At 64.3% G+C, this 26,305-nt stretch carries 24 protein-coding genes; 18 read left to right on the top strand and 6 right to left on the bottom strand.

Translation table 11 applies throughout. From position 1 onward, the window contains the following. The first annotated feature begins 11 nt into the window (after positions 1–11). The 7 genes from BFN03_RS15780 (at position 12) to BFN03_RS15750 (ending at position 8,247) form a co-directional block, all read left to right on the top strand. Positions 12–842, top strand: coding sequence for a crotonase/enoyl-CoA hydratase family protein (locus tag BFN03_RS15780; protein WP_070379807.1), 831 nt, complete (start codon positions 12–14; stop codon positions 840–842). A gap of 144 nt (positions 843–986) precedes the next feature. After that, the gene (locus BFN03_RS15775; RefSeq protein ID WP_269748449.1) at positions 987–2,729 is read left to right on the top strand and encodes an MDR family MFS transporter; all 1,743 of its coding nucleotides are present in this window, start codon (positions 987–989) and stop codon (positions 2,727–2,729) included. Between the two features lie 394 nt (positions 2,730–3,123). Beyond that, entirely contained in the window at positions 3,124–4,896 is a 1,773-nt protein-coding gene (acsA, locus tag BFN03_RS15770; protein WP_070379806.1) for an acetate--CoA ligase, read from the top strand. Beyond that, positions 4,896–5,915 carry a pyruvate dehydrogenase (acetyl-transferring) E1 component subunit alpha gene (pdhA, locus tag BFN03_RS15765; protein ID WP_070379805.1) on the top strand — a complete coding sequence of 340 codons (1,020 nt, stop codon included), beginning with the start codon at positions 4,896–4,898 and terminating at the stop codon, positions 5,913–5,915. Before acsA ends, pdhA begins: the two co-directional genes overlap by 1 nt. Continuing rightward, positions 5,896–6,882 (top strand): alpha-ketoacid dehydrogenase subunit beta, encoded by a 987-nt coding sequence (locus tag BFN03_RS15760; RefSeq protein WP_070379804.1) that lies wholly within the window; start codon positions 5,896–5,898, stop codon positions 6,880–6,882. Before pdhA ends, BFN03_RS15760 begins: the two co-directional genes overlap by 20 nt. Continuing rightward, on the top strand, positions 6,879–7,982 hold the full coding sequence (locus BFN03_RS15755; RefSeq protein WP_070379803.1) for a dihydrolipoamide acetyltransferase family protein: 1,104 nt from the start codon (positions 6,879–6,881) through the stop codon (positions 7,980–7,982). The genes BFN03_RS15760 and BFN03_RS15755 overlap by 4 nt, the downstream gene beginning before the upstream one ends. A 16-nt stretch (positions 7,983–7,998) precedes the next feature. After that, complete coding sequence (locus tag BFN03_RS15750; protein WP_070379802.1) at positions 7,999–8,247, top strand: acyl carrier protein; 249 nt, start codon at positions 7,999–8,001, stop codon at positions 8,245–8,247. On the opposite strand, the gene BFN03_RS15745 is transcribed toward BFN03_RS15750, so the two are convergent. The 5 genes from BFN03_RS15745 to BFN03_RS15715 all read right to left on the bottom strand — a co-directional run bounded on the left by BFN03_RS15745 (position 8,220) and on the right by BFN03_RS15715 (position 13,202). Beyond that, complete coding sequence (locus BFN03_RS15745) at positions 8,220–9,941, bottom strand: adenosylcobalamin-dependent ribonucleoside-diphosphate reductase (RefSeq protein WP_070379801.1); 1,722 nt, start codon at positions 9,939–9,941, stop codon at positions 8,220–8,222. The genes BFN03_RS15750 and BFN03_RS15745 overlap by 28 nt on opposite strands. Positions 9,942–10,252: 311 nt before the next feature. Beyond that, positions 10,253–10,819, bottom strand: a complete 567-nt coding sequence (locus BFN03_RS15735) for a GNAT family N-acetyltransferase (RefSeq protein ID WP_269748448.1) — start codon at positions 10,817–10,819, stop codon at positions 10,253–10,255. A gap of 28 nt (positions 10,820–10,847) precedes the next feature. Then, positions 10,848–11,279, bottom strand: a complete 432-nt coding sequence (locus BFN03_RS15730) for a CBS domain-containing protein (RefSeq protein WP_070379799.1) — start codon at positions 11,277–11,279, stop codon at positions 10,848–10,850. A 53-nt stretch (positions 11,280–11,332) separates the two neighbouring features. Then, the gene (locus tag BFN03_RS15725) at positions 11,333–11,785 is read right to left on the bottom strand and encodes an Hsp20/alpha crystallin family protein (RefSeq protein ID WP_084385641.1); all 453 of its coding nucleotides are present in this window, start codon (positions 11,783–11,785) and stop codon (positions 11,333–11,335) included. Between the two features lie 925 nt (positions 11,786–12,710). Next, on the bottom strand, positions 12,711–13,202 hold the full coding sequence (locus BFN03_RS15715; protein ID WP_070379796.1) for an inorganic diphosphatase: 492 nt from the start codon (positions 13,200–13,202) through the stop codon (positions 12,711–12,713). A gap of 136 nt (positions 13,203–13,338) precedes the next feature. On the opposite strand from BFN03_RS15715, the gene dacB reads away from it, so the two are divergent. Genes dacB through hpt form a run of 4 tightly spaced genes read left to right on the top strand, consistent with a single transcriptional unit; the run spans position 13,339 to position 17,327 of the window. Beyond that, the gene (gene dacB, locus BFN03_RS15710) at positions 13,339–14,721 is read left to right on the top strand and encodes a D-alanyl-D-alanine carboxypeptidase/D-alanyl-D-alanine endopeptidase (RefSeq protein WP_084385799.1); all 1,383 of its coding nucleotides are present in this window, start codon (positions 13,339–13,341) and stop codon (positions 14,719–14,721) included. Further along, positions 14,721–15,770 carry a zinc-dependent metalloprotease gene (locus tag BFN03_RS15705; protein ID WP_070380978.1) on the top strand — a complete coding sequence of 350 codons (1,050 nt, stop codon included), beginning with the start codon at positions 14,721–14,723 and terminating at the stop codon, positions 15,768–15,770. Before dacB ends, BFN03_RS15705 begins: the two co-directional genes overlap by 1 nt. A gap of 20 nt (positions 15,771–15,790) precedes the next feature. Continuing rightward, positions 15,791–16,768 carry a tRNA lysidine(34) synthetase TilS gene (gene tilS / locus BFN03_RS15700; RefSeq protein ID WP_070379794.1) on the top strand — a complete coding sequence of 326 codons (978 nt, stop codon included), beginning with the start codon at positions 15,791–15,793 and terminating at the stop codon, positions 16,766–16,768. Positions 16,769–16,772: 4 nt separating this feature from the next. Then, positions 16,773–17,327, top strand: coding sequence for a hypoxanthine phosphoribosyltransferase (hpt, locus tag BFN03_RS15695; protein ID WP_070379793.1), 555 nt, complete (start codon positions 16,773–16,775; stop codon positions 17,325–17,327). 31 nt (positions 17,328–17,358) lie between these two features. On the opposite strand, the gene BFN03_RS15690 is transcribed toward hpt, so the two are convergent. Then, positions 17,359–19,239 (bottom strand): serine/threonine-protein kinase, encoded by a 1,881-nt coding sequence (locus BFN03_RS15690; RefSeq protein WP_442971890.1) that lies wholly within the window; start codon positions 19,237–19,239, stop codon positions 17,359–17,361. Positions 19,240–19,899: 660 nt separating this feature from the next. Between BFN03_RS15690 and ftsH the strand changes: the two genes are divergently transcribed. From ftsH to BFN03_RS15655, 7 genes are read left to right on the top strand one after another with little or no spacing between them, the layout of a single operon-like run. Further along, positions 19,900–22,200: an ATP-dependent zinc metalloprotease FtsH gene (gene ftsH / locus BFN03_RS15685; RefSeq protein ID WP_070379791.1), complete on the top strand. Its 2,301-nt coding sequence runs from the start codon at positions 19,900–19,902 to the stop codon at positions 22,198–22,200. 60 nt (positions 22,201–22,260) lie between these two features. Further along, the gene (gene folE, locus BFN03_RS15680) at positions 22,261–22,878 is read left to right on the top strand and encodes a GTP cyclohydrolase I FolE (RefSeq protein WP_070380976.1); all 618 of its coding nucleotides are present in this window, start codon (positions 22,261–22,263) and stop codon (positions 22,876–22,878) included. Next, complete coding sequence (gene folP / locus BFN03_RS15675; protein WP_084385640.1) at positions 22,875–23,732, top strand: dihydropteroate synthase; 858 nt, start codon at positions 22,875–22,877, stop codon at positions 23,730–23,732. Before folE ends, folP begins: the two co-directional genes overlap by 4 nt. Beyond that, positions 23,725–24,087, top strand: coding sequence for a dihydroneopterin aldolase (gene folB, locus BFN03_RS15670; RefSeq protein ID WP_070379790.1), 363 nt, complete (start codon positions 23,725–23,727; stop codon positions 24,085–24,087). The genes folP and folB overlap by 8 nt, the downstream gene beginning before the upstream one ends. Then, positions 24,084–24,596, top strand: coding sequence for a 2-amino-4-hydroxy-6-hydroxymethyldihydropteridine diphosphokinase (gene folK, locus BFN03_RS15665; protein ID WP_070379789.1), 513 nt, complete (start codon positions 24,084–24,086; stop codon positions 24,594–24,596). The genes folB and folK overlap by 4 nt, the downstream gene beginning before the upstream one ends. A 20-nt stretch (positions 24,597–24,616) precedes the next feature. Beyond that, complete coding sequence (locus tag BFN03_RS15660; protein ID WP_070380977.1) at positions 24,617–25,084, top strand: DUF3180 domain-containing protein; 468 nt, start codon at positions 24,617–24,619, stop codon at positions 25,082–25,084. Positions 25,085–25,142: 58 nt separating this feature from the next. After that, the gene (locus BFN03_RS15655; RefSeq protein ID WP_198163280.1) at positions 25,143–26,162 is read left to right on the top strand and encodes a DUF6779 domain-containing protein; all 1,020 of its coding nucleotides are present in this window, start codon (positions 25,143–25,145) and stop codon (positions 26,160–26,162) included. Positions 26,163–26,305: the final 143 nt, after the last annotated feature.

The following is a 26,305-nucleotide window of genomic DNA, read 5'->3' as shown; positions in this document are numbered from 1 at the left end:
ACTCTCTCGACATGACAGAACAGAAGACTTGGAATGCGTTCACTGTCGAGTACAAGGATCACGTTGCGCAGGTGACGCTCGTCGGGCCTGGCAAGGGCAATGCGATGGGTCCTGACTTCTGGGGTGAGCTCCCGGAGATCTTCGGCCAACTCGACGCCGACCCCGAGGTGCGAGCAGTCGTGCTCGCAGGGGAGGGCAAGCACTTCTCGATCGGGCTGGACCTGGCCGCCATGAGCGGTGACCTCGGCCCCGTCCTGGCCGGCAACGCGCTCGCCGGACCCCGCACAAAGTTCCACGGCACCATCAAGCGGATGCAAGCCGCGATCACGGCGGTCGCCGATTGCCGCAAGCCCGTTATCGCGGCCGTGCAGGGTTGGTGCATCGGCGGTGGCGTCGACCTGATCGCTGCTGCCGACGTCCGGTACGCCAGTGCCGACGCGAAGTTCAGCATTCGGGAGGTCAAGGTCGCGATTGTCGCGGACGTGGGCAGTTTCGCGCGCCTGCCCGCAATCATCGGTGACGGACACCTGCGGGAACTCGCCCTCACGGGTAAGGACGTCGACGCCGCTCGTGCCGAGAAGATCGGACTCGTCAACGAGGTCTTCGACGATGCGGACACCGCACTCGCCGCAGCACACGCCACCGCCGCCGACATTGCCGCGAACCCACCCCTGGTGGTGCACGGGATCAAGGACGTCCTCGACCACTCACGCTCGGCGGCCGTCGACGACAGTCTGCGCTACGTCGCAGCATGGAACGCGGCATTCCTGCCTTCGCAGGACCTGACCGAGGCGATCACCGCCGTCTTCGAGAAACGTGCACCTGAATTCAAGGGCGAGTAAATATAACCCTTTCCAAAGGTAAACCACTGTTCGGTAGTTGCCGGATCCCTGATGCGCTCGCATACTTAGTGAGTACAAATAAACTCTGAGCGCATCGGGGAAACAGTGTCGCATTCGGTTGAGCCGCATTCGGTTGAAGCGCCGGTGTCTTTCACCCACCGGCAAGTTCTCGTCATTCTCAGCGGTCTGATGCTCGGTATGTTCCTCGCCGCGCTGGACCAGACCATCGTGGCGACGGCGATCCGCACCATCGCCGACGATCTCAACGGCTATTCGCTGCAAGCGTGGGCCACCACGGCCTACCTCATCACTGCGACGCTGGCGACGCCGCTGTACGGCAAATTGTCCGACCTCTATGGGCGCAAGCCTTTCTTCATGTTCGCGATCTCGGTGTTCGTGATCGGCTCGGCCCTGTGCACGTTCTCGACGTCGATGTACATGCTCGCGGCCTTCCGGGCGCTGCAGGGACTCGGTGCGGGCGGCTTGTTCTCGTTGGCCCTGACCATCATCGGAGACATCGTTTCCCCTCGTGAACGCGCAAGGTATCAGGGATACTTCCTGGCGGTGTTCGGAACTTCGAGTGTCATCGGACCCGTTCTCGGCGGTGTGCTCGCCGGGCAGGACACGATCCTCGGAATCGCCGGTTGGCGCTGGGTGTTCCTGGTGAACGTACCGATCGGGCTCATCGCGCTGACGGTGGTCTTCAAAGTTCTGAACCTCCCGAAACGTCGAGTGGACGACCAACGGATCGACTGGTGGGGCGCAACGGCCCTCGCGATCGGTGTGGTGCCATTGCTCATCGTCGCCGAGCAGGGACGCGAGTGGGGATGGGGTAGTGCGGGGTCATTGGTGTGCTACGCCATCGGCGTGATCGGAGTAGTGGCATTCGTTTTGGTGGAGGTGGCGATGAAGGACGCCGCTCTCATTCCGATGCGCTTCTTCCGCAACGGAACCTTCACGCTCGGCGTCATCATCAGCTTCGTGGTCGGTGCGGCCATGTTCGGCGGGCTGACCCTGCTTCCGCAGTATCTGCAGGTGGTGAAGGGCTCGAGCCCCACTATTGCCGGATTCCAGATCCTGCCGATGGTTGTCGCTCTCATGTTGGGATCGGTGATCAGTGGTCAGATAATTTCGCGGACGGGCCACTACAGGTACTTCCCCATTGCGGGAACGGCTCTGATCGTGGTCAGCAGTCTCCTGTTGCACACGGTGGCCGCCGATACACCGATGCCGACCCTCATGGCGTTCATGTCGATCGTCGGGCTCGGGCTCGGGTTCTTGATGCAGCCGTTGACCCTCGCCATTCAGAACGCGTTGCCGTCGCGGGATATGGGGGTGTCCACTGGTGCGGCGACATTCTTCCGGCAGATCGGTGGAACCGCGGGTGTTGCGATCTTCCTGTCCGTCCTCTTCTCGAGACTGACCCCGGATATCGCCGACCGCGTGACTGCCGCGGCAGATTCTCCCGAATTTCAGCAAGCGGTGGTGGCGGCCACGCAGAGCAACGACCCGGCCGTGGCGGGTCTTGCCCAGGGCATTGTCAGCCCGGACCACTCCGCTATGGGCGGCGTACTTTCCGACAGTTCGGTGATCGGTCGGCTGAGCGACGCCTTGGCGTTGCCGTTCAAGCAGGGGTTCGCCGACGCCATCGGATTTGTCTTCCTGGTCGTGTCGATTCTCGCGGTTGTCGCCTTCCTTCTGACCCTGGTGTGGAAGGAACAGCCACTGAGGACCGAGTCCGGTATCGAGTCCTCATCCCGCGAGCAGTCGGAAAGGGAGCAGTCGGAAAGGGAGCAGCCGGAAGAAGATCGGGGGGAACTGCATACTTCCCACAAAGCTGCCTCATCGCCCCGACATGCCACTTCGTCAGCCCGGCACAGAGCCTAGTGCCATATACGGCACTGTTCGGCCAGTCCACGATCCGACCAGACTTCCGGTATTGACGTCGCCGAACTGCCAAAGGAGCGTTTGCATCTCGCTCGGCATCTCGATGAAGGAGCTACCAAGAAAGCCGATCGGTGCCGGGTGTCGGTGGCAGGTCGAATTCCATGAGTCGCAGGCGATCTTCGAGGCCGATCTGGCTCGGCAGCGAGCCGCAGGGCGTCCACTGAGCGATGATCTAGTTCTTTGTCAGGTGACGTTCGCATTCGTGTAGACGATCGGCCAGTTGCTCGTTTGCAACAGGTTCAGGACCTTTTCCCCTGTTACACGGGGTGCAGGTGCGTGAAGGATTGGATACCGAAATCGTCCGACATTCAGTCGGGTGGCGCCTGGAGGAATCATGATCCACAAGAGTGCTCGCGATCTCCATGTCGAGCCCAACCTGGCCGACTACGACGCCGTCCGCGCGTCGTTCTCGTGGCAGGAGATGGCGCAGCGCCTGGACGGTCTGCCCGGTGGTGGAAGGAACATTGCGTACGAGGCGCTGGACCGTCATGCGGAGGGTGCCGACCGAAACCGGGTCGCGTTGCGATTTCTCTCCGCAGACGCCACGAGGGACGTCACCTTCGCGGACTTGTACCGGAGCGCATGTCGATTCACCAATGTGCTGAGAAGCCTCGGCATCGGCAAGGGTGACCGACTGTTCGTGCTCGCCGGCCGTATCCCCGAACTGTACGTCGCAATGCTCGGGGCCCTCCGCAACGGAACGGTGGTCACGCCGATGTTCTCCGCGTTCGGCCCGGAGCCGGTCGCTGCGAGGATGCGCCTGGGGGGCGCACGGGTGCTAGTGACGACCGACCGGCTGTACCAGCGCAAGGTAGCTCCGATTCGCGAGCAGATTCCGACACTCGAGTACGTTCTTGCAGTCCCAACCGGGACCGTGGATGGACCACTTCCAGACACAATCGACTTCGATGCCGTGATGCGTTCGGTCGACGATCAGGCGGATATAGAACCTACAGGACCGGAGGATCCGGCACTGCTCCACTTCACGAGCGGGACGACCGGAAGGCCGAAGGGCGCCGTCCACGTCCACGATGCGGTTGTCACCCACTACGCGACCGGGCTGTACGCACTGGATCTACATGCGGACGACATCTTCTGGTGCACCGCCGATCCCGGATGGGTCACCGGTACTTCGTATGGTGTCATCGCCCCGCTCGTCCACGGGGTCACGTCGATTGTCGACGACGAGGACTTCGACGCAGAGCGGTGGTATCGCAACCTCGAGAAGTTTCGGGTGAGTGTCTGGTATACGGCACCCACGGCGATCCGCATGCTGATGAAGTCCGGAAACCAGGCCGTGCGCGGGCACGATTTCCCGGCGCTGCGCTTCGTTTCCAGCGTGGGTGAACCCTTGGGGCCCGACGCGGTGGTATGGGGCGACGAGGTGCTCGGGCGCCCGGTGCACGACAACTGGTGGCAGACCGAGACCGGCGGCATCATGATTGCCAACACCGCGGCCCAGGACATCAAACCGGGGTCGATGGGGCGACCGCTGCCGGGGGTGGATGCGGCCGTCGTGCAGCGTTGCCCCGGAGGCCGTGTGGAGGAGGTGACGACCGCGGACACCGACGGCGAGCTAGCGCTGAAGGCAGGGTGGCCCTCCATGTTCCGCGGCTACCTCGATGACGAGGAACGGTATAGGAAGTGCTTCGCGGATGGCTGGTATCTCACCGGGGACCTCGTCCGACGCGACACCGACGGCTACTTCTGGTTCGTCGGCCGCTCAGATGACGTCATCAAGTCGGCAGGCCATCTGATCGGACCGTTCGAGGTGGAGAACGTGCTGACCGAGCATTCCGCGGTGATCGAGGCCGCGGTGATCGGCAAGCCGGACCCTCTGGTCGGCGAGGTGGTGAAGGCGTTCGTGATGCTCACCCCCGGCAACACCAAGCCGTCCGACGTGATCCGGCGGGAGTTGATTGCGCACGCCCGGATCCGGCTCGGTGCCTCGATCGCGCCCAAGGAGATCGAGTTCGTCGAGGAACTCCCGCACACGCGAAGCGGGAAGACCATGCGGAGGCTGTTGAAAGCCCGTGAACTGGGGCTGCCGGAAGGTGACATCTCCACCCTCGAGACCCCGGCCGGCGCCCAGCAGGGGAGCACGTGATGACCACTCCATTGCCAGAGGACCCGGAGTTCGTCCGCAGGTTGCTCTTCGACATGGTGCGAATCAGGCGCATGGAGGAGAAGGCCGCGGAACTATACGGCACGACGAAGATTCGCGGCTTCTTGCACCTGTACGTCGGGGAGGAGGCGGTGGCGGTCGGCGCACTGCATGCTCTGCGGCCCCAGGACAACGTCGTCGCCACGTACCGCGAGCACGGTCACGCTCTCGTGCGTGGGGTTTCGATGAACGCGATCATGGCCGAGATGTTCGGCAAGAGCGAGGGATGTTCACGTGGCCGCGGTGGATCCATGCACCTCTTCGACGCCGACACGCGCTTCTTCGGTGGCAATGCGATCGTGGCTGGTGGCCTCCCCATCGCGGTGGGGCTCGCACTTGCAGACAAAATGCAGGATCGCCAGAACGTCACAGTGTGCTTCTTCGGTGACGGCGCAGTTGCCGAGGGAGCTTTCCATGAATCCATGAACCTGGCGGCCCTGTGGCATCTCCCAGTGCTGTTCTGCTGCGAGAACAACCTCTATGCGATGGGGACAGCCATCGACCGAGCACAGTCGCAGACGGACCTCTGCGCCAAGGCCGCATCCTTCAAGGTTCCGACACTCAAGGTAGACGGGATGGACGTCTTCGCCAGTCACGCGGCCACGGCCACCGCGGCAGGGCATGTGCGTGAGGGCAGCGGTCCGTTCTTCGTCGAGTACTTGACCTATCGATTCCGTGCGCACTCGATGTTCGACCCCGAGTTGTACCGGGACAAGGCGGAAGTCGAGGAATGGAAGAAGCGGGATCCGATCGATACATGCCGTACCCGGCTCGAGCAGGCCGATATCGTATCGGCGCGCGGGTTCGCGGAGATGCAACGTCAAGCCGACGACGAGGTCGATGCTGCAGTCGGGTTCGCCGAGGCAGGAACATGGGAGGATGTCGGGACACTCGAGCGCGACGTCATGACATCAACCGCCGAGTCGACAGTGGGGTATGGGGATGAAGACCACCTACCGTGAGGCGATGCGTGAGGCGATCCGCGAGGCGCTGCGGTCGGACCCGCGAGTCTTCCTGATGGGTGAGGACGTGGGGCGGTATGGCGGCACCTACGCCTTCTCGAAGGGGCTGCTCGAAGAGTTCGGGCCCGACCGGGTTCGGGACACACCGCTGTCGGAACTGGGCTTCGTCGGCGTGGGAATCGGTGCGGCACTTGGAGGAATGCGACCCATCGTGGAGGTGATGACGGTCAACTTCAGCCTCCTGGCGCTCGACCAGATCGTCAACACCGCGGCGGCCCTGCGGCACATGTCCGGCGGACAGTTCTCCGTCCCGCTCGTCGTGCGCATGGCGACTGGAGCGGGACGGCAACTCGCCGCACAACATTCGCACAGCCTCGAGTGCTGGTACGCCCACGTACCCGGTATCACGGTGCTCGCGCCGGCAACGGTCGAGGATGCAGGGGGCATGCTCGCGTCAGCGCTCGCCGATCCGGACCCGGTCGTCATCTTCGAACATACCCAGCTGTTCAACTCCTCCGACGATGTCGAACCCGGACCAGTGGACATCGCGTCGGCTCGCGTGCGTCGGACGGGAAGTGCGATCACGCTGATCACCTACGGCGGGTCACTCCCGAAGACGATGGAGGCAGCGGGCTTGCTGGCCGAGGAGGGCATCGACGCGGAAGTGATCGATCTTCGGGTGCTGCGACCCCTCGACACCGCGACGCTCATCCGCTCCGTCCGTCGCACACACCGAGTGCTCGTGGTCGACGAAGGTTGGCGTTCGGGCAGTCTCGCCGGCGAGATCATGGCCCGCGTCGTAGAGGGAGCCTTCTTCGATCTCGACGCGCCGCCGGCCCGGGTATGCAGCCGCGAGGTGCCGATCCCGTACGCACGTCACCTCGAGCAGGCGACGCTGCCGCAGCCGGACCGGATCGTCGAAGCGGCGACACATCTGGTGCGCTCCGGAGCGGGGAGTTCGCCATGATCGAGTTCACGTTGCCATCGCTCGGGGCCGACATGGACGAGGGGCGGTTGAACGAGTGGCTGGTCAGTCCGGGCGACTCGGTCGAGCGAGGCCAAGTGATCGCCGTCGTGGAGACGACCAAGGCGGCGGTCGAGGTCGAGTGCTGGCATGAGGGAACCGTCCACGAATTGCTCGTGCCGGTGGGGCAGACCGTGCCGGTGGGCATGACGATCGCAACGTTGCTGGAGCCGGGGGAGGAGGCGCCGACGAGCCCAGTGGCCGCCAGGGAACCGGCCGAAGCTGAACGGCCCGTACGCACCCGCGCGACGCCGGCGGCCCGCCGTGAGGCGGCAGCGCGTGGTATCGATCTGGCATCACTCACAGGTACTGGACCGGAGGGGGCGGTCACCCTCGACGACGTCGAGGCGGCGGCGGCTCCCGCGGCACCAATAGACCGGACCGCCGAGACCCGACGGGCGATCGCCGCGGCTATGAGTCGATCCAAGCGCGAGATCCCGCACTACTACCTCACCGAACGGATCTCCTTGGCCCATACCCTCGACTGGCTGTCCCGTGTCAATGCCGACCGCTCGGTCACCGAACGCCTGCTACCGGTGGTGTTGCAGATCAAGGCCGTTGCTCTGGCAGCGAAGAAATACCCCGACATGAACGGCTTTTGGCGCGGTGATGGCTTCGAGTCGGCGGATGCGGTCCATGTGGGCGTGGCGATCGCGTTGCGGCAGGGTGGTCTGGTGGCCCCCGCCATCCACGACGTCGCGGACAAGTCTCTCGAGCAGATCGCCGGTGAACTGGCGGATTTGGTTCGACGAGTCCGCTCCGGCAGCATGCGCAGTTCGGAAATGTCGGATCCGACACTTACGGTCACCAGCCTCGGCGACGAGGGCGTCGAATCGGTGATCGGTGTCATCTACCCGCCGCAGGTCGCACTCGTCGGTTTCGGCAGGACCGTCGAGCGGCCGTGGGCCGACGGCACCGAGATCCGGGTCGTTCCCACGGTGGTCGCCAGCCTGGCCGCAGATCACCGTGTCAGCGACGGTCGCCGAGGTGCCTTGTTTCTCAGCGAGGTGGCCGATCTGCTCGAGCACCCTGAGCGCCTGTGAGGAAGGATCGCATCTGATGGACACCGACGAGATCCGCTTGTCGCTGGTCGAGGCGCTGCGTGCCGTCGCCCCGGAGGTCGAGCAGGAGGACCTGCGTCCGGAACTGCCGCTCCGGGACCAGGTGGACCTGGATTCGATGGACTGGCTCAACTTTCTGACCGGTTTGAAAAAGTCCCTGGGAGTGGATGTTCCAGAGGCCGACTACTCTCGGTTGAACACTCTCGACGACATGGTTCGCTACGTGCAGGACAAGCACGCCACGTGATCGTCCCGAGGACGGCTGCTCAGGTCGTCGACACTCTCGGTGCGGAACACCGTAATGCCCTTGGCGCCGGCTCGCCAGGCGGCGAGAAACACCTCCCGGACAACAGCGACGGATGCCGACGCCGGCAGCAGCACCGTCTTCGATACTGCGGCGTCCACGTGCCGTTGAACCGCTGCCTGCATCCGCACGTGCCATTCGGGTGCAACCTCTACCGCGGTCGGGAAGGCCGCCCTGAGGTCTGCCGGAACGCGTGGATTCGTGCGTACGGTGCCGGTCTCGAGCACCGCACCGACGACGTCGTCGTAGCACCCGCGGTCGCGCGCGACGGCGGTGAATGCCGGTTCGATCTCGACCACCTCGCGTCCGAGGATCCGGCGTCGTCCACCGATTGTGGCGAAGGGTTCGATGCCGGCACTCGTGCCGGCGAGTAGCGAGATACTGCCTGTAGGTGCAACCGAAGTGACTTGGAGGTTCCGGCGTTTACGGGCTGCCGCGACGCGTACCTGCGGGGCCGCCGGGTAGGCGCCGCGCGTCGCGGCCAGTTCGGCGGAGGCCTCATGCGCGGTCCGTGCGATGTGCCGGGCAAGGTCCTCGGCGATCTCCACCGCGCGATCGCTGTCGTAGGGGACACCCAGGGTTGCAAGCAGTTCGGCCAGACCCATGAAGCCGAGTCCGATCTTTCGGGTGCGTCGCGCGGCGCGGTCCAACACGTCGAAGGGATAGCGGCTCACGTCGATGACGTCGTCGAGGAACCGGACCCCGACGCGAACCGTGTCGGTGAGGCGTTCCCAGTCGATCTCCCGGTCTCGGACACACGCAGCGAGATTCACGGACCCGAGGTTGCACGACTCGTACGGGAGCAGGGGCACTTCACCGCACGGATTCGTGGTCTCGATCCACTCGGGCAAAGGGTGCGCGCGATTGACGGTGTCGAGGAACAGTATCCCCGGATCGCCGCAGCGGTGTGCTGCCGTACAGATTGCGTCGAAGACGTCCGTTGCTGCGACCCTGCCCACGGTGACGCCCGTTCGCGGGTTGATCAGGGGCTGGGTTGCGCCGGACTCGACGGCTCGGAGGAACGAGTCGGGCACTGCGACCGACAGTGCGAAATGGGACAGGGCTCCGGGTGTCGACGCCTTGGCGTCCACGAACTCGAGGATGTCGGGGTGGGACACATCGAGCGCACCCAGGCAGGCACCCCGGCGGCGGCCGCTTCGCTCGACGACATCGACCGCAGTATCGAACAGGCCCAGGAACGATACCGGGCCACCGGCGGTGCCCCCAGTGCTGTCCACCTTGTCGCCGGCCGGTCGCAGGTGCCCGAAGGAATATCCCGTGCCGGCACCGGCCTGGTGCAGCAACGCCGTGTGTTGCAGTGTCGAGAAGATCGACGTCAGTGAATCCTCCAGGGGTAGAACGAAACAACCCGAGAGAATGCCGAGACGGGTGCCGGCGTTCATCAATGTCGGCGAGTTCGGCAAGAATGCGAGTTGTTGCATCAGAGCCGAGAAACTCCGTGCCCAACGATCCGCCGAGCCGGGTTCGTACTGGTCCTCGGCGCGCGCGACGAATGCCCCGACTTCGTCGAACAGGTCCGCGGCTGTGCCGGTGATGTGCCCGTCGGCGCCGCGACGCAGGTAGCGGCCCTCGAGCATCGCTTGGGCTGCGGCACTGAGATCGGGGACGGCGTCCATGCCCACTCACCTGATGTCCGTCAGTGGTCGTCTGCAGCCAGGGTGGACGGCGCTCGTCGCGCCGCCACATCGATCGCGGAAGACCCGGCCGAACTTGTTCGCCGGGACCTTCGTCGTTCCACTCATGGTCACGGGACCGGCTCTTCGTCGCTCCTCCAAAGGTCTGGGCACTTCCCATTCTCGCGAACGGATGCTTGTGTTCGGCAGGGCCGAAGGCCACTGACTGAGCGATCGGGCTATGTCGACCAGACGTCGTTCCATTCGCACGGAGATGTCGCTCATCCTCGCCGCGAGCGCCACCGCGGCACCGATCAGTTGCCACGCCTATGGAGATCGAGGTCGAAGTACACGACCGCGCCCTCGGGGTGCAGGGCATCCGCCAGTCCCTGTTCAGCTATGACCGCGAGCATGAGGTTGTTCTCTGCCAGAATCTGGGCGGTCAGATGATCGAGACCATGCGTATAGGCGTCCATGCACAGGCGCCGTAGCAGGATGGTTCCGATCCCGTGTCGTTGCTCGTGCCCGTCGACCACGAGAGCGAACTCTGCGGTCCGGTGTCCACGGCGCCTATCCACCACTACGTAGTGGGCGACACCGACGAGCGTGTCGTCTTCGAACGCTCCCAACGCGTAGTATCCGGCGTCCCGCTGGCAGATCAGCGTCGCCAAGGTCTCGACCCGTTTCGGCCCGGGCCCACAGAACCTCCGATACCTATCTGAATCCGACAACCGCTCATGGAGTCGACGCACCGCCTCCGCATCGTCGGGTTTCAGAACGCGAATTGTTATCTCCGGCGTAGGCGCACCGGAAGATACGGTCGGTGTAGCAGAGGGGCTCGAATTCCCATGCCTCTCGCTCGTGGGGTCGACCTCCTTCACCGCTGTCTCATATGCCTCGCGCAGTCACCTACTGGGCATGCCCGGCGGGTGCGCAGACCGACTCCACGAACTGTCCGACGGTACGGTCGGGGAGGTGACGAGCAAGGTCGGCCTCGCTGATCATCCCCACCAGTCGGTGCTCCTCGATCACAGGCAGACGACGGACCTGGTGTTCCTGCATCACGGTCAGCACGTCGTCGACCTTCGCACCGGCATCGACGTGGTATATCCTGCCCTGCGCAAGATCACCCACGGTCATCTCTGCGGGATCTGCTTTCGCAGCAATACATTTGAGAACGATGTCGCGATCAGTCACGATGCCCTGAAGGCGGTCGTCGTCGCCGCAGATCGGAAGCGCACCGACGTCGAGATCCCGCATGCGCTGCGCGGCAGCGGTGAGAGTTTCGTGCTCGCCCACACAGGTTGCGCCAGTGTGCATGATGTCCCGAGCAGTAGCCATGGTCTTTCCCTCCTTATGTTTGAGCGGTCTACGTGTCAGCGGGTTGTGCGGTCCTACTGTCGGCTCATTTTCTTGACCTCGACATGTCGTTCCTGTGAGCTCGACGCGGTGAGCGGGATCGATACCGTCAAGATCCCGTCGGAATAGGTGGCGTCGATGGCGTCCTCGTCTGCCCCCTTCGGCAGCAACATCGAACGGTAGAAACTTCCGTACCGAAATTCCGAGCGCGTGCGCTCTTCCTTCTTCTCAGAGCGCTCGGCCTTGATCGTCAACTGGCCTTCCCGGACACTGATGTCCACGTCCTTGGCCGGATCCACCCCTGGTAGTTCCGCCCGGACGGTGTAGCGGTCGGCATCGAGATTTTCCTCGACGCGAATCGTGTGCCCTCCCATCGACGTCCAGGGTGGCATCGATTCGAACCGAGCAACCAGGTCTGACCAGTCGGGCACCATCGGCCAATTCGGCATGAGGGCCTGAGCTGGCCGACGCGGTGAGTGAACACTCATGGCTGTCGATCTCCTTTCGCGGGAGAATGAGACCCTGATATTCGCCTCTTTCGGTCTACCGCGAGCTGCACTTCGGTTCGGTGATCCCGTGCAGTGGGGCGGCGGGTTCAGCGCGAGAGGCGACACCTTCGAACTCTGCGATATCGCAGAACTCGAACGTCATGCGGACCCACTGTCTAACGTCCCCGCTGTGAACGAGGCCGCGAGTTGACTCCGATCTCGCCAAATCAGGTATCGGAGTAGGTGGAGTTCGCAGTTTCCAATGCTACTCACCGTATGTGGGGTGTCAACGACACAACACCATGATGCCAACGTGGGGTGGTCGGGTTCGGGTCAGATCGCCATCGATGTCGTGGTCAACGAGTCATGCTGAGGGCTAGGCTATTTCGTTGGTCACGACGGGGGACAGTGCTGGGTCGATGATGTGCCCGAGCGTCCGCGCATGCCCCGGCTGCATACCTGTGGCATCACGCTTGCGCCACAGCGGAGAAACCGAATCCGAGAGGGTTTGCCCGGTAGCCGCGAACCCCATTGGGTAACAGCGAGTCCCTTCCGGGGAGGAAGTGAAGCGATGACGGAGATCCGGGACCGCAGCCTCACGTCGAAGTGTTTGCCGGCGGATGACGGGACTCGTGATTGAGATCGATTGGTGGCGATGGCGGAGTTCGAGACCACCGAACCTACCCGAAGGATGTGTGCCGGCGACGTCACGACTGGGTCCGGAGGCCCCACCGCGTCGGCCACTTGGGCCCCACATGTCCCAACCGAGGTGCGGTTGAGGATCCGGCGGGGGCAGTGTCGTGTCGCTCCGCCGAAGTTCCTCTCCGGATGTCCGAGATTCGATTCATCCACGTCGGCGCTCCGGACCACCGGCGCCGCAACCGTCAATGCGGTCGAACCGGTTCTCTCCGAATTGGTGCTCTGCTCAGTGGCTGTTGCTGCCTTCGAGACGCTTGATCGAAGCCTCGATTTCTGCCTTCGCCTCGGCGACACCGACCCAGTCGGCACCCTTGACGTACTTGTTCGGCTCTAGATCCTTGTAGTGGACGAAGAAGTGCTTGATGGCGTCCAGCTCGAACTGGGGGACGTCCGTGATGTCTTGGATGTGATCCCAGCGTGGGTCGCCCGCGGGTACACACAGCACCTTGTCGTCGCCGCCAGCCTCGTCGACCATCTTGAACATGCCGACCGGCCTTGCCTCGACAATGACGCCGGGGAAAACGGGTTCGGGGAGCAGCACCATCGCGTCCAGCGGGTCGCCGTCCTCTCCGAGGGTGTTCTCGATGAAGCCGTAGTCGGCCGGATAACCGAACGAGGTGTAGAGATAGCGGTCCAGTTTCACGCGGCCGCTCACGTGGTCGACCTCGTATTTGTTCCGCTGACCCTTGGGGATCTCGATGGTGACGTCGAACTCCACGCTGATTTCCTCGCTGTCGTGTCGATGATGATTCCTCTTCGAGAGGATATCGGTTCGAGGATAAGGTTGTTGTCTGACCACCTACCAGCAGCACAGTGAAGACGGAGGCGCGTTGCCGGGCCAGACAAAGAAGAAGATCGGCTCGTTGGCCGAACGCGATCGCCGGAACCGGCGGATATTGTTCGCCTCGGTCGTGGTGGTGCTCGTGATGGCGGCAGTTCTGGTGATCGTGGTGACGACGCAGGCCGAATCGGTGGCTCGCGACAACTTGGCGAGAGCCTCGGAACCTGCCCGGATCACGGCCGCGCCGCTGGTCACGCCGGTCCCCGACAACGCGCCGATCCCGACCCCGCAGGGGATCGCTGCCGCGATGGGTCCGGCAGCGACCGACCCGCGTTTGGGTGTCTTCGGTGGAACGGTCGCCGACGCGATTACCGGGCAGGTGTTGTGGAGTGTCAATCCGCAGACGCCGGTGACACCGGCTTCCACCACCAAGATCCTCACGGCGGCGTCCGCCCTCCTGTCGCTGCCGTCGGATCATCGTGTGACGACCAAGGTGGTGGCGGGCGCGACCGACGGGGAGATTGTGCTCGTCGCGGGCGGTGATCCGACTATCACCGCGAGCCCGGTCGGTGAGAGTGGGTATTACCCCGGTGCGGCACACCTTTCGGAGCTAGTCGATCAGATCCGCGAAGCCGGGATCCAGGCGACGCGAATTGTGGTCGACACCAGCATCTACACCGGCGCCAACATGGCGCAGGGGTGGTATCCGGCCGACATCGGTGGGGGATTCATCACGCCGACCGAGCCGATCATGATCGACGGTGGGCGAGTGGATCCTTTGGTGGACGATTCGCCGCGCAGTCTCACTCCTGCGCTCGACGCCGGACGGGTGCTGGCCGATGCACTCGGCGTGGACCCTTCGGCGGTCAGCCCCGGAGTGGCTGCACCGAACGCGGCCATCATCGCGAACGTCTCGTCCGCGCCGTTGCGCGACCGACTGCGGCAGATGATGGAACACTCGGACAATGTGCTTGCCGAAGCAATCGGGCGGGAGGTGGCCATGAATGCCGGTGCGGAGGCATCGTTCGTGGGAGCCGTCGAGACCATTTCCCAGACTCTGACAGCGGCCGGATTCGACTTGTCGGGACTGACTCTGCACGACGCGAGCGGGTTGTCTGTCGATGATCGCATCGCTCCGCATCTGCTGGACCAGGTGCTGACTGCTGCGGCCGGGGACGGTACGCCCGCCTTGCGCCCGATGCTCGACTATCTGCCGGTGGCCGGTGCCACCGGCAGCCTGTCGGATCGGTACGACTCCGGCAACCGTGCGGGCGCGGGGTGGGTGCGTGCGAAGACCGGAACCTTGGACGTAGCCAGCGCGCTAGCCGGCTACGTGGTGGACCGGGACGGGCGCGTCCTGACCTTTTCACTGATGTCCAATAACAGCCCGCCGGAGGCCAGTCGTCCTGCACTCGACGCGCTGGCGGCAACGCTGCGTATGTGCGGGTGTCAGTGATGGCCACCGACGGAAGCGCTTTCGGAGGTGCAGTCGACTGGGACCTGGCTGCAAGGACGGGCGTGAAACTGGCTCCCAGCGGCCCGCCCACATCGCGGTACACGGCGGAGGCTGTGGTTGCCGAACTGTCCGAGGCGTCGATACGGGCCGAGATGCCGGTGCGGGAAGTGACCGGGCTCGCCGACGGACTCCCGGTGCCGACAGCGCAGATTCTCGACCGGGGTGAGTGGATTCGCGCTGCTGCGCACTCGATGGAACAGCTCACTGGTGGTGGCGACGCCGAACCGGGACTTCTGACGGGCAAGACCGCAGGCCTTCAGGCGGGTGCGATGCTCGCCTACCTGTCGTCGGCGATCCTCGGCCAGTACGACCCATTTACGGGCGAGAACGGAAGTCTGCTGCTCGTGGCGCCCAACGTGGTGGCCGTGGAGCGTGCACTGAAGGTGCAGCCCAGTGACTTTCGGCTGTGGGTGTGCTTGCACGAGGTCACACATCGGGTGCAGTTTTCGTCGTCACCGTGGCTCACGGGATACATGCAGGAATCCGTGGAGACCCTCGGATCTCTTGTCGACGAGTCGGTCACGGACCTCGGCAGACGGCTTTCGTCGGCGCTACGTGACCGCAGACGGGGCGAGCTGGACGAGTCAGGCGCGCCTGGTGGGCTCGTTGGATTGATGCGTGCGGCACAGGCCGAACCTCAGCGCGAGGCACTCGACCGTTTGCTCGTGCTCGGCACGTTGCTCGAGGGGCACGCGGATCACGTAATGGATGCGGTCGGGCCGGCGGTGGTGCCTTCGGTGACCAGGATTCGCGCGGCATTCGACATTCGTCGCCGCCGCAAGAGCAACCCGGTGCATCGACTGATCCGGGCGCTTCTGGGAATGGACGCCAAGATGGCGCAGTACGTGCGGGGCAAGGCATTCGTCGACGCTGTCGTCGACAGGGTGGGGATGGACCGGTTCAATGCGGTGTGGACCGGCCCCGACACGTTGCCGAGGCTCGCCGAGATCGACAGGCCCGACGCCTGGGTGGCGCGGGTGCTCGGCTGAGGGTCGGGGCGGAGTCTGCGATGTTGCTTCCCGAGGAACCGGCGATCCTCGAGATTCGGCATGCCGTGCGGAACTGGATTGCGGAGCACTGCGTGGACGGCGTCCTTGCGGTTGCCTTGTCGGGTGGCGCGGACTCGCTCGCGCTGGCGGCTGCGGCTGCGGCCGAAGCACGTTCGGTCCGAGCGCTGATCGTCGATCACCGGCTACAGCCCGGGTCAGCGGGAGTGGCCGCGACGGCGGCGCAGCGGGCCCGGGAACTCGGCTGCGCGAGTGCCGAAGTGCTCACAGTCGAGGTGAGCGGATCGGGCGGGCTCGAGGCCGCAGCCCGCCAGGCTCGCTATGCCGCACTCGACCGCGCCCGCGGCACACGCCCGGTGCTGTTGGGGCATACGCTCGACGACCAGGCTGAGACGGTGCTGCTCGGGCTCTCGCGCGGGTCGGGTGGCCGATCGATCTGGGGAATGAGTGAGTATGAAAGTCCCTGGGGGCGGCCGCTTCTCGGGGTCCGTCGGTCGACAACGCATCAGGCCTGCGCCGAGCTGGGGCTGAGCCCATACGAGGATCCCCACAACTCCTCGCCCGACTTCGTGCGGGTGCGGTTGCGCACAGAGGTACTGCCGCTGCTCGAGGAGGTGCTCGGCGGCGGCGTCGCCGGAGCCCTCGCTCGCACCGGGGAACAGTTGCGTGAGGAAGGGGCGGTGCTCGACGCGGTGGCCGCCGACGCCGCCTCGGAAGCGGTGGTGAACGGGGAGATCGATGCGACAGTTCTGGCGCTGTCGGCTCCTCCCGTCCGGCGCAGAGTGCTGCGTGGTTGGCTTCTCGCCGCGGGTGCGCGGGGTCTCGGCAACCGACAGTTGAGGGCAGTGGACGACCTCGTCGCGCGGTGGCGTGGCCAAGGTCCGGTCGCGATCGGTGGGGGAACACCGGACGCGAGGTTGGTGGTCTGCCGTAGACGTGGCAGGCTGAACGTCGGATTGGAAGAGCAACGAAGGGTTTGATCGCGTGTACGAGGGCGACATCGCATCGGTACTGATCTCCGAGGACCAGATTCGTCGACGTACCGAGGAACTGGCCGCAGAAATCGCCAAGCGTTATCCGGCCGGTGCCCCGGAAGGAGACTTGCTCCTGATCGGTGTCCTCAAGGGGGCGATCTTCTTCATGACCGACTTCGCACGGGCCCTGCCCATCCCGACTCAGCTCGAGTTCATGGCCGTCAGCTCCTACGGCTCGTCCACATCGTCGTCGGGCGTCGTGCGCATCCTCAAGGACCTCGACAAGGACATCGCCGGACGCCACGTGCTGATCGTCGAGGACATCATCGACTCTGGTCTGACGTTGTCCTGGCTGATGCGGAACCTTGCGACCCGCAACCCGGCGTCGCTCGACGTGGTCACCCTGTTGCGAAAGCCTGACGCGGTCAAGGTCGATATCGATGTCGCGAATGTGGGGTTCGACATTCCCAACGAGTTCGTGGTCGGATACGGCCTCGACTACGCGGAGCGCTACAGGGATCTGCCGTATATCGGAACCCTCGAGCCATCGGTCTACGGCGGCTGACTCCTCCGGACTCACACGATCAGGGTCTTGGTCAGCGGACAGGGTTGTGCGATACCGCGGCCTCGAGTGCCCGTAGGTCCTGCTCGAACTGGCGGAACAGCCAGAAGACGCCGGCGAACGCAAAGATCGAGCCGACGCACAGTATCCGAACCGCGGGAATGACCAGGCTGATTTCGTCCGGCGGCAGGAATGTAACGCCTGCCACTCCAGCCAGCGGAACGGACGCGGCCAACGCGAGATAGAGCGTGCTGCGGCGATCGAGGCCCCGAAGCTTGTTCGCGTCGGAGCTGCTCGCGAGGTCCTGTGGGAGCAGGGTTGGGTAGATATAGCGCACCGCGACGAAGGCGACCACGAAGAACGGATACGCGACCGACATCGCGCCACAGACGATGAGTGATGCGATGAAGTGTACGTACGCGTCTGTGGGCACGTTGCCGGCCGCGAGCTGCAGTGAGATCGGATAGGCGATTCCCGCGATGAGCCACAACCCGAACACCACAAGCACCACGCGGTCGCCGAGCAGCAATGTGTCGGAGCGGGCGCGCGCGAGAGTGTGACGGTCGTACGTTCGTCCCCTGCGCAGACCCCACGGTACGAGGAACGGATAGCGGCACCAGTAGAGCAGCACGATCGCACCCAGCGGAAACGCGATCGAGTTGATCACCATTTGGATGTTGCCGAACGAGTGCTGGACTTCCGGGCTCAGGTCGCTGATGATCAGCAACTTGTTGTGGTGGTAGTTGTAGGCTCCCGCGAGAGCGTTCGGTACCGCGATTCCCGCAACCAGGAGGGGGAGCGTCCAGCGGCGGAGCCGCATTCGCGGGCTGTTCGGCGGTGGATCGACCAGATCGCGGGCCCGGGTGTTGAGGCACAGGTCGAATTGCTGGGCCAACTCGGCTCCGGATGACCAGCGGTCCTCTGGCCTCGGTGCCAGACACGTCAGCAGCACCCGTCGGAGCGACGCGGGGCAATCGCCGGGCAGTTGGTCTAGGAACTCGGGGGCGACGCCTCGGCTGCGGCAATCGATCATCGCTTCGAGCGAGGCGGGGGTATTTGCTGGAACCTCGTCGTTGTACGGGCGCTGGCCACACATCAGCTCCCAGAGCATCACTCCGAGCGCGAAGATGTCGCTTCGGGTGTCGAGATCCGCAGCAGTCCCCGACATTCCGTGGTGACATGCTTCGAGTTGTTCGGGGGACATGTAGGCGAGGGATCCGCCGAAGTACGCCAGCGGCGACGCCCCCGCGACGGTGGAACTGAAACTGATGTTGAAATCGGCCAGCTTGGGCACGCCCTCCGCCGTCAGGAGGATGTTGGCCGGTTTGATGTCGCGGTGCAGGACGCCGCGCTTGCCGGCGTACTCGAGAGCTTCGGCGAGGCGCCGCCCCAGCCACGCGATCGTCTCCGGCCACGTCAGCGACGCGATCTCGTTGCGCACACTCGAATCGGTGGGTCTGATTTCGCCCTTCTCCTGCATCTCCTCGTCAACGACATCGAGCAGGAGGCTCCCGCTCCGTTCGTGTTCCGGCGTGACGCGGACACGACGCTGGACTCGCAGCAGCGTGCCACCCGGCAGGTATTGCATGTACAGCAGCCGAAGCTTGCGATCCTCGAGCAACCGCTGGTCGAAGACTCTCACGATGTAGTTGTGGTCGAGCCGCGCCAGGGTCTGCGGTTCGTTTCCACGATCATGCGAGATTTTCACGGCGACGAGTCGTTGCATCGACCGCTGGCGTGCCAGAAACACCCGGCCGAATGCTCCGCTGCCGAGGCCCATCAGCAGATCGAAGTCATCGACCTGTTGTCCGACCTCGACGTCGTCGAGGTCGGCGCTCGGAGGTTTCGTGATGAGAGTGTCGTGCTGCTGGGCCGTCGCGGTCGAGCCCGCCGCTACGGTCTGCCCGGCCCTCATGGTCGTGGTCTGCTCGTCATCCACGGTTTTGGCCGCGACCCCGCGATCAGCGCTGGATTCCGTGCGGTCGGTCCTAGGGTTCGACGCGCTGACTGCGATCGCGGGATCGTTGCTCCGGCGGTCGGAGTTCGGCGCTCCGCCGGTTCGTTCGGCAGAGGCCGATTTGTTCTTGCCCGACCCGTTTCCGCTGGTCATTGCACATCCAGGGTTCTACTAGGCATTCTCTGAGCGCATTGAGGTTTGTCTGGAGCTGCCTGAAAAGTCCCATTTCTCGGATATGCGAATCGTATCTCGCCAGACCTACCGCATCCAGCGCGAATACCCGAAACGGTTCCGACTGCGCGCTGCGCCGAAGGAGCTCGGACTCCCGGCCACATCGGTCGAATTACTCCCGCCGGCTCGAGATGGGGTACTCCGAGGGCAGGTCGGTTCCGCCGGTACGGTGATTTCCCGTACATTTGACGCCTGGTTGAAGCCTGGGGGGAACCGATAGGCCCTCGTAGGCGTTGACAGAGATAGAGACCGCCTCCACGGGCGGTTGGCTGCTGGCTGGAGTCGCCGGAGTGCCCTCGCGGTAATCTGGTATGTCCGGTTTGTAGCCGGATGGCGCACTCGGAAGACCCGCACTCTCGAAAGGACCGGCCATCTCGGTCGACCTGTATGAACCGAAAGACTGTGTTTCGAAACCTGGCGATCGTTGCCGGCATTTTGCTGGTGTTCTACGCCTTCAGCTACTTCGGCAACGACACGCGTGGATTCAAGAGTGTCGACACCTCGGTGGCGATTGCGCAGCTCGATGCCAACAACGTTGACAAGGCGCAGATCGACGACCGCGAGCAGCAGGTGCGTCTGTGGTTGAAGACCGGCAACGACGCCACCGACGGCCAGACCGAAATCCTCGCGAAGTATCCGGAGTCGGCGTCCGAGCAGATCTTCAACGACGTCTCGTCCAAGGGCCTCGAGAGCTACAACACCACGGTTACCCAGGAGAGCTGGCTCACCTCGATCCTGCTCTTCGTGCTGCCCATGGTGATACTGCTGGGCATCTTCTTCTTCGTGATGAGCCGCATGCAGGGTGGCGGACGCGGCGGCGTGATGGGCTTCGGAAAGTCGAAGGCCAAGCAGCTGACGAAGGATATGCCGAAGACGACCTTCGCCGACGTTGCGGGCGCTGAGGAGGCGGTCGAGGAGCTCTACGAGATCAAGGACTTCCTCCAGAATCCGGCGCGCTACCAGGCTCTGGGCGCGAAGATTCCCAAGGGCGTCCTCCTTTACGGTCCCCCGGGAACCGGCAAGACCCTGCTCGCCCGGGCTGTGGCCGGTGAAGCGGGAGTCCCGTTCTTCACGATCTCGGGTTCAGACTTCGTCGAGATGTTCGTCGGTGTGGGCGCATCCCGCGTTCGCGACATGTTCGAGCAGGCCAAACAGAACAGTCCTTGCATCATCTTCGTGGACGAGATCGACGCGGTGGGCCGCCAGCGCGGCGCCGGCCTCGGTGGCGGACATGACGAGCGCGAACAGACGCTCAACCAGTTGCTCGTCGAGATGGACGGCTTCGGTGACCGTACCGGCATCATCCTGATTGCAGCCACGAACCGCCCCGACATTCTCGATCCCGCCCTGCTTCGTCCCGGCCGTTTCGACCGGCAGATCCCGGTTGGCGCGCCCGACCTCGCCGGTCGTCGTGCCATCCTGAAAGTCCATGCTCAGGGGAAGCCGATCGATTCCACCGCAGACCTGGAGGGACTGGCAAAGCGTACCGTCGGAATGTCGGGTGCCGACCTCGCCAACGTGATCAACGAGGCCGCACTGCTCACTGCACGCGAGGGCGGCAACGTCATCACCGAGGTCGCGCTCGAGGAATCGGTCGACCGAGTGGTCGGTGGGCCGCGTCGCAAGAGCCGCATAATCAGCGAGCACGAGAAGAAGATCACCGCTTACCACGAGGGTGGTCACACACTCGCCGCGTGGGCGATGCCAGACATCGAGCCCGTCTACAAGGTCACCATCCTCGCCCGTGGTCGCACCGGCGGCCACGCGATGACGGTTCCCGAGGACGACAAGGGCTTGATGACGCGTTCGGAAATGATCGCTCGTCTCGTGATGGCAATGGGTGGCCGAGCGGCCGAAGAACTCGTTTTCCACGAGCCGACCACCGGCGCCTCCTCGGATATCGACATGGCGACGAAGATCGCCCGGTCCATGGTCACCGAGTACGGCATGAGCGCCAAGTTGGGCGCGGTGCGCTACGGACAGGAAGGGGCAGATCCCTTCCTGGGCCGGACGATGGGCCAGCAGTCCGACTACTCACATGAGGTTGCTCGTGAGATAGACGAAGAGGTCCGGAACCTCATCGAGGCCGCTCACACCGAGGCGTGGGCCATCCTCGACGAGTACCGGGACGTGCTCGACATCCTGGCCACCGAACTCCTCGAGCGCGAGACTCTCACACGCAAGGACCTCGAGAAGATCTTCCACAGCGTCGAGAAGCGTCCACGCATAACCGCATTCAACGACTTTGGCCACCGGACCCCGTCAGACAAGCCGCCGGTCAAGACTCCGAGGGAGCTCGCGGTCGAGCGCGGCGAGACGTTGCCCGTGCAGCCCGAACCAGTGTTCGCCAAGCAGCAGTCGCAGCCGGCGCCTGCCAATGGTTTTCCGCAGCAGGCAGCGCCCCAGCCTCAACGTGGGCCTGCACAGCCACAGCCGGATACGAGACCGGACTACGGAGCACCCGCAGGGTGGTCGGCTCCGGGTTGGCCACCGCGCGATCCGGGCAACCAGAATCCCGAGGGTCACTATTCCGGCAGTCAGGGTTCGGGTAGCCAAGGTCCGGGTAACCAGGGTCCAGGTAACCAGGGTCCAGGTAACCAATGGAACCAGCCGCCCTACGAGCAGCGCGGTACCGGAGACGATGACGAGCAGGCTAGGGCCTGGAAAGGGCCGGACGGATCGAACTGATTCACCGGGCACTAGGTTGTTGCTTCGAGGCGATTGGTCTCGGTACTGGAGGAGTTTCGGTTGTCGGTGAATCATCTCGATAGTGAGTCGGTGGCACTGGAGACAGGTCGGGTATTCGACCAGGCGCGTGCCGAGGCGGCGGTGCGTGAACTCTTGATCGCGGTTGGTGAGGACCCGGACCGCCCGGGGCTCATCGACACGCCCGCTCGAGTGGCACGCGCGTATCGGGAGGTCTTCTCTGGCCTGTACACCGACCCGGATGCCGTACTGAACACGACATTCGACGAGGGCCACCAAGAGCTTGTGCTGGTGCGCGACATTCCTCTGTACTCGACCTGCGAGCATCACCTCGTGTCGTTTCACGGGGTCGCCCACGTCGGGTACATCCCGGGTGCGACCGGCAGGGTGACGGGACTGTCGAAGCTGGCTCGACTGGTTGATCTCTACGCCAAGCGTCCACAGGTTCAGGAGCGTTTGACCAGCCAGATCGCCGACTCCATCATGCGCAGACTTGATCCGCGGGGGGCGATCGTGGTGGTCGAGGCCGAGCACCTGTGCATGGCAATGCGGGGGATCCGAAAGCCTGGTGCGAGCACCACCACCTCGGCGGTGCGCGGTCTGTTCCAGTCCAGTGCCGTCTCGCGTGCAGAGGCGTTGGACCTCATTCTGCGGAAGTGACCGTGACCCCGCTTCCTTCGCCCGGCCGAACCGTGGTGATGGGCGTATTGAACGTCACCGACGATTCCTTTTCCGACGGCGGGTTGTTCCTCGATCGCGACACAGCCGTGCGGCGCGGTCTCGAACTGAAGCGCCTGGGCGTCGACATTGTCGATGTCGGCGGCGAGTCCACTCGGCCGGGTGCGACGCGAGTAGACCCTGAGATCGAAGCGGGGCGAGTGGTGCCCGTTATCGAGGACCTGGTGTCCGAGGGAATTTGCGTCAGCGTCGACACCATGCGGGCATCCGTCGCGGAGGCCGCGATTGCGGCGGGCGCATCGATCGTCAACGATGTCGCCGGCGGCCGCGCCGATGCGGCAATGGCTTCCGTTGTAGCGGAGGCTGGTGTCGCGTGGATTCTGATGCACTGGCGTTCGGCTGGTGACTTCGTCCATCGTGGCACCGCTGATCACTACGACGACGTGGTGCGCGAGGTCCGGGACGAGTTGATGACGCAGGTCGACCTTGCCGTGAAGGCGGGCGTCGATCCGGGTTCGCTCGCAATTGATCCCGGTCTGGGTTTCGCAAAAAACGCCGACCACAACTGGGCTCTGCTGAAGGCGCTGCCGGAATTCACCGAACTGGGTTTTCCCGTTCTCATCGGCGCTTCCCGCAAACGTTTCCTGGGTTCGCTGTTGGCAGATGCCGAGGGCGTGAGCAGACCACCGGCGGGACGCGAGGTGGCCACCGCCGTCCTCTCAGCGCTCGCGGCTGTGCACGGCGCGTGGGGAGTCCGGGTCCACGACGCGCAGGGGTCACTGGACGCCATCGCGGTGGCCGAGGCTTGGACGAAGGGTGTGCCAAAGCATGGGTGATCGAATCGAGTTGCGTGGCTTGAAAGTTCGTGGAAATCACGGAGTCTTCGAACATGAGAAGCGTGATGGCCAGGACTTCTTGGTCGACATCACCGTCTGGATGGACCTTGCTCCGGCGGCAGGCTCCGACGAACTCGAGGACACGTTGGACTACGGCGGGCTAGCTCAACGCGCCGCGGCGATCATCGCCGGACCGCCACGGAACCTCATCGAGACCGTCGCCGCTGAGATTGCGGACGGTGTGATGACCGACCCCCGCGTCGAGCGCACCGAGGTGGTGTTGCACAAGCCTTCCGCCCCCATCCCGCTGACTTTCGCGGACGTGGCGGTGGTTGCGTACAGGTCGAGGCCATGAGTCGCGCTGTGCTGTCGATCGGGTCCAACATCGGCGACAGCCTCTCCCACCTGCAGTCCGTGGTAGACGGGCTGGGTGATCGCGTACTGGCTATCTCCCCGGTGTATTCGACCGCCCCGTGGGGCGGCGTCGCTCAGCAGGACTTCCTCAACGCGGTGCTCGTCGTGGACGATCCGGCTCTCGATGGCTACGGCTGGTTGCGCCGCGGACAGCAGTTCGAGGCCGAGGCCGATCGTGTCAGAGGAGAACGTTGGGGGCCCCGCACACTCGATGTCGATATCGTGACGTGCGATGAGGTCCGCAGTGACGACCCTGAACTGACCTTGCCGCACCCGAGAGCACACGAACGTGCCTTCGTGCTGGTTCCATGGTTGGACGTCGAGCCCGACGCCGTGTTGCCGGTCGAAGGAGAGATCACTCGGGTGGAGTCCCTGCTGGCGTTGCTGGACGAGGGCGAACGTGCCGGTGTTCGCCGCACCCGGCTCGTCCTGAAGCGGCGGTCGCAGTGAAGCGCGAACCGGTCGGCACCATGAGGCCCACGCGCATCTGGGATCTGCTGCTCCTGGCTGCCTTCGCTGCTGCGGCCACGTGGATCCTCGTCCGCGTGTTCTACGGATCGATTCCGCCCATTCCGATATATGCGGGGGCCTCGCTGTATCCGGCTGCTCTGGCCGAACTCGTTCTTGCGTTCATGGTGCGTTCCCGGATCGGTAGCCATCAGGTGGGCGACGGACCACGTCAGCTGCACCCGATCACCGTGGCACGCTCTGCGGCACTGGCCAAGGCGTCCGCGCTGGTTGGCGCGGCGACCGCTGGTGTGTGGGCGGGCTTGCTGCTGTATCTGCTTCCACAACGGTCTGTGCTGCGCGCTGCGGTCTCGGACACTCCGGGCGCGTGGGTAGGTCTGGTGGCGGCACTGGCGCTCGTCGGTGCTGCGTTGTGGCTGGAACATTGCTGCAGAGCGCCGGACGACCCATCCGACGAGCCTGCTCTCTAGCAGATCCGGCCTACTCGGAATGATCCGTGCACCGGTTCCGTCAAAGTACGCTGGCACTATGACGAATCCTGGTCGCCCCAGATCTGCGCGACGCAGCCAGCGCAGCGCGAGCCAGATGATCGTTGCCGGACTGGTGGCGCTCGCGGTAGTTGCGTCTTTGTTTCTGATCTTCAGTGACAGCGTCCAGCTCTTGCGAGTGGGATTGATAGCTGCACTGTGGGCGGCCACCATAGGTGCCCTCGCCATGACGAAGTACCGGCGTGAGTCCACGCTCGACAAGGCGAAGGTCGGCGATCTGCAGATGGTCTACGAGCTGCAGCTCGAGCGAGAGATCTCGGCTCGGCGCGAATACGAACTCACGGTCGAGCAGCGCGTGCGGAGCGAGGTGCGTGCAGACGCAGACGAACTCGCGGCGTTACGCACCGAACTCGCATATCTCCGCAAGAATCTAGAGGCCTTGTTCGAGGGCAACCTGCAAACCGAGCGGATTGCCCTGCGTGCCGACTCGACTCGCGTGCAGGAGCTCGGTGGGGGCACGAACGGTAGCTATCACCAAGACCCTCTCGGTGGGTACATGCCGGGCGCGGGATACGTCGCCGGGGCGGAACCCGCCCCAAGGCGCCACAGCGATGCCGACCAGTATTCCGCCGGTTTTGTCGGCGTGGGCGAAGATCCGGTTACCGCGGAAACCTCCGTTGTAGAGCCTGTGCACTCCGGATACCCTCCGTACTCCGCGACCGAGGTTCACCCTGCGCCCGAGGCTTACTCTGCACCCGAGGTTCAACCGGAGCCCGCACCCGAGGCTTACCCTGCACCCGAGGCTTACCCTGCGCCCGAGGCTTACCCTGCGCCCGAGGCTTACTCTGCACCCGAGGTTCAACCGGAGCCGGCACCCGAACAGCGTCCTGTCCAAGGTTTCGAGCCGACAAACGCGTCGCGACACGGTCGTCGACGCGCCCCTGATGACGAATCATCGGGGGCTCACTCGAGTGGGCTCTCCGTCGCGGAGATCATCGCCAACATGGCGTCGGAGTCCCCGCCTGTCAGGCGAACCGGTCGCCGTCACCGCGCCGAATAGCCAGCTGCGCTGGGCAGAGGAACCGCCCGGCACGACACGCGACTACGGCAATGGGTGAGGTATACATCACCTGGCGTCCAGATAGCGGTGCGTCTTCGCGCCAGGCTATTCTCACTCGAGAACGTCTGGTACCCGCCGTGCGG

The organism is Rhodococcus sp. WMMA185 (genome assembly GCF_001767395.1).
In the GTDB taxonomy this organism is placed as follows: Bacteria; Actinomycetota; Actinomycetes; order Mycobacteriales; family Mycobacteriaceae; genus Rhodococcus_F.
Note: the sequence above shows the minus strand (reverse complement) of the source record. Positions and strands in the feature narration are given on the sequence as shown.